Genomic DNA, 2,049 nt, shown 5'->3' with positions numbered 1-2,049 from the left:
TCAGCTGCCCCGGTAGGTGCTGTAGCCGAACGGGCTCAGCAGCAGCGGCACGTGGTGGTGCCGGTCCGGATCGCTCACGCGGAAGACGACGGCAGCGTACGGGTAGAACGCGTCGATCCCGCGCGCCGCGAAGTACGCGCCCGTATCGAACGTGATCCGGTAGATGGCCGCGTCCAGCGAGCGGCCGCCGGGAAGCAGCTCGCTCACGCGGCCGTCCTCGTCGGTCGATTCCTCGTGGAGCGTGATCACGGAGCCGTCGTCCACCAGCTCCTCCAGCCGCACCGCGACGCCCGCCGCCGGCAGCCCCGTCGCGGTGTCCAGTACGTGCGTGCTGATTCCCGCCATCGTCACTCCTCCAGCAGCTTGGCCAGCCGCAGCCGCGTGATCTCGGCCTGCTGCGCCGCGGCCACCCGCAGCTCGGTCTCGGGGTCGTTGGACATGCGCGCGGTGAGCGCGGACAGCATGTCGACCGCGCTGCGCCCCGCCGCGCGGATCAGAAACACGTGGCCGAAGCGCTCCTCGTAGCTCCGGTTGCCCGCCTCGATCGCGCGCGTGGTCTCGTCGGGGGCGCCCGCCGCGCCTTCCTGCTCGGCGCGCGACCACGCCGCGGCGCGCCCGTCGTCGCCGGCGTGCTCGCCGATGCGCGGGTGCGCCGCGAACGCCTCCAGCCAGTCCCGCGGCGTCAGCCCCCACCACAGCGCGTCCGCCGCCTCGGCCAGGTGCGCCGCGTCCCGGAACGGGCGCGCCCCCGTCATGGCCCGCGCCCACGCGCGCGAGCCACAGCAGGAGAGCAGCCGCTCCTCCGCGGCGTCCGGCGGCAAGGCGTTCAGGGCGCGCACGCCGGTCTCGCTCATGCGCCCGGCGCTCCGAACACGCGCAGCCGCGCCACGCCGCCGTCCGGGTAGATGTTCAGCCGCACGTGGGTCACGTCGCCCGCGTCGGCGAGGTCCTCGAACTCGTGCTTCTCGTCCGGCTGCAGCGGAGACCGCGGCAACAGCTCGCGCCAGCCTGCGTCGTCGCCCGGCACCCAATCCTCCGCCCGGCACGCGTCGACCGAGCAGGATCCGGGCGCGTTGCCCTTGAAGTGTCCGGTGTCGACCACGATCCGCCGGACCCGGCCGGGCCGCCCCAGCCGCACGACCACCCAGTCGTGGCCAGGCCCGCGCCGCCTCCTCGTCTCCCAGCCGTCGCCCATGTTCACCGAGCGGCCGGGCAGGAGCAGGTTCTGGCGGTGCCCGAAGAACATGTCGCTGCTGGCCACCGCCACGCCGCCGTGCTCGAACGCCGCCAGGTCCAGCTCGCCGCCCGCCTCGAGCAGCCGGTCCCAGTCGGGCGCGACCTCGCCGTGCGCGCGCAGCCGGGCCACGCCTCCGTCGGGGAAGATGTTCAGCCGCATGTGGGTCACCGCGCCGCCGTCGCCCGCGGCCTCGAAGGCGTTGCGGGCGTCGCCCTCCAGGTCTGTGCGGGGCAGCAGCGGGCGCCAGTCGGCGCGCTCGGCGATCTCGGGGGGGTCGGGGCTACCCTCGACGCTCGCGCCCTCGATCGAGCAGGCCTCCGGGTGGTTGCCGCGGAAGAAGCTCGTGTCCACCACGAATCCGCGCACGCGACCCGGCACGCCCAGCCGCAGCACGCACCAGTCGTGGCCCTCCTCGCGGCGCCGGCGGGTCTCCCAGCCGTCCATCCACTTGCCGTGCTCGGTGTAGACGCCCTCGCGCCACTCGGGCTGCGCCGCCCGGGTCAGGTTCTCCTTGGGCGCGAAGAACTCGTCGTTGGCCAGCAGCGCGGCGCCGCCGAGTCGTTCGGCAACCAGGTCGGGCAGGTCGGTGAAGTCCATTTCCTCCGTCAGGCCGCGGGTCGGGCGATCATGCGCCCCGCCGGCTGGCCGAGCTGCTGACCCTCGGCGAAGACCGGCTGGCCGCGCAGGTACGTGGCCATGACGCGGCCGGCCAGGCGCGCGCCGGCGTACGGCGTCACCGGGTGTCTCTGGTGGAGCGAAGCGGGATCCACGGCAGTATCGGCGTCGGGCCGAAACACGACAAGGTCGGCGTC

General features: G+C 74.3%; 4 protein-coding genes. All 4 read right to left on the bottom strand.

Annotated elements, in window-relative coordinates:
• Positions 1–345 carry a hydroxyisourate hydrolase gene (gene uraH / locus ABFS34_16600; protein ID MEN8377046.1) on the bottom strand — a complete coding sequence of 115 codons (345 nt, stop codon included), beginning with the start codon at positions 343–345 and terminating at the stop codon, positions 1–3.
• Between the two features lie 2 nt (positions 346–347).
• On the bottom strand, positions 348–854 hold the full coding sequence (uraD, locus tag ABFS34_16595) for a 2-oxo-4-hydroxy-4-carboxy-5-ureidoimidazoline decarboxylase (protein MEN8377045.1): 507 nt from the start codon (positions 852–854) through the stop codon (positions 348–350).
• Positions 851–1,834: an allantoicase gene (gene alc / locus ABFS34_16590; GenBank protein MEN8377044.1), complete on the bottom strand. Its 984-nt coding sequence runs from the start codon at positions 1,832–1,834 to the stop codon at positions 851–853. The genes uraD and alc overlap by 4 nt, the downstream gene beginning before the upstream one ends.
• An 8-nt stretch (positions 1,835–1,842) precedes the next feature.
• A partial coding sequence (locus ABFS34_16585; protein MEN8377043.1) for an allantoinase occupies positions 1,843–2,049 on the bottom strand: 207 nt, incomplete at its 5' end.

This window comes from Gemmatimonadota bacterium (genome assembly GCA_039715185.1).
Taxonomy (GTDB): domain Bacteria; phylum Gemmatimonadota; class Gemmatimonadetes; order Longimicrobiales; family RSA9; genus DATHRK01.
Note: the sequence above shows the minus strand (reverse complement) of the source record. Positions and strands in the feature narration are given on the sequence as shown.

What these genes read in the sequence shown, in the direction of transcription:
- uraD (MEN8377045.1), bottom strand. Translation starts at nt 854, where the DNA reads ATGAGCGAGACCGGCGTGCGCGCCCTGAACGCCTTGCCGCCGGACGCC.
- alc (MEN8377044.1), bottom strand. Translation starts at nt 1,834, where the DNA reads ATGGACTTCACCGACCTGCCCGACCTGGTTGCCGAACGACTCGGCGGC.
- uraH (MEN8377046.1), bottom strand. Translation starts at nt 345, where the DNA reads ATGGCGGGAATCAGCACGCACGTACTGGACACCGCGACGGGGCTGCCG.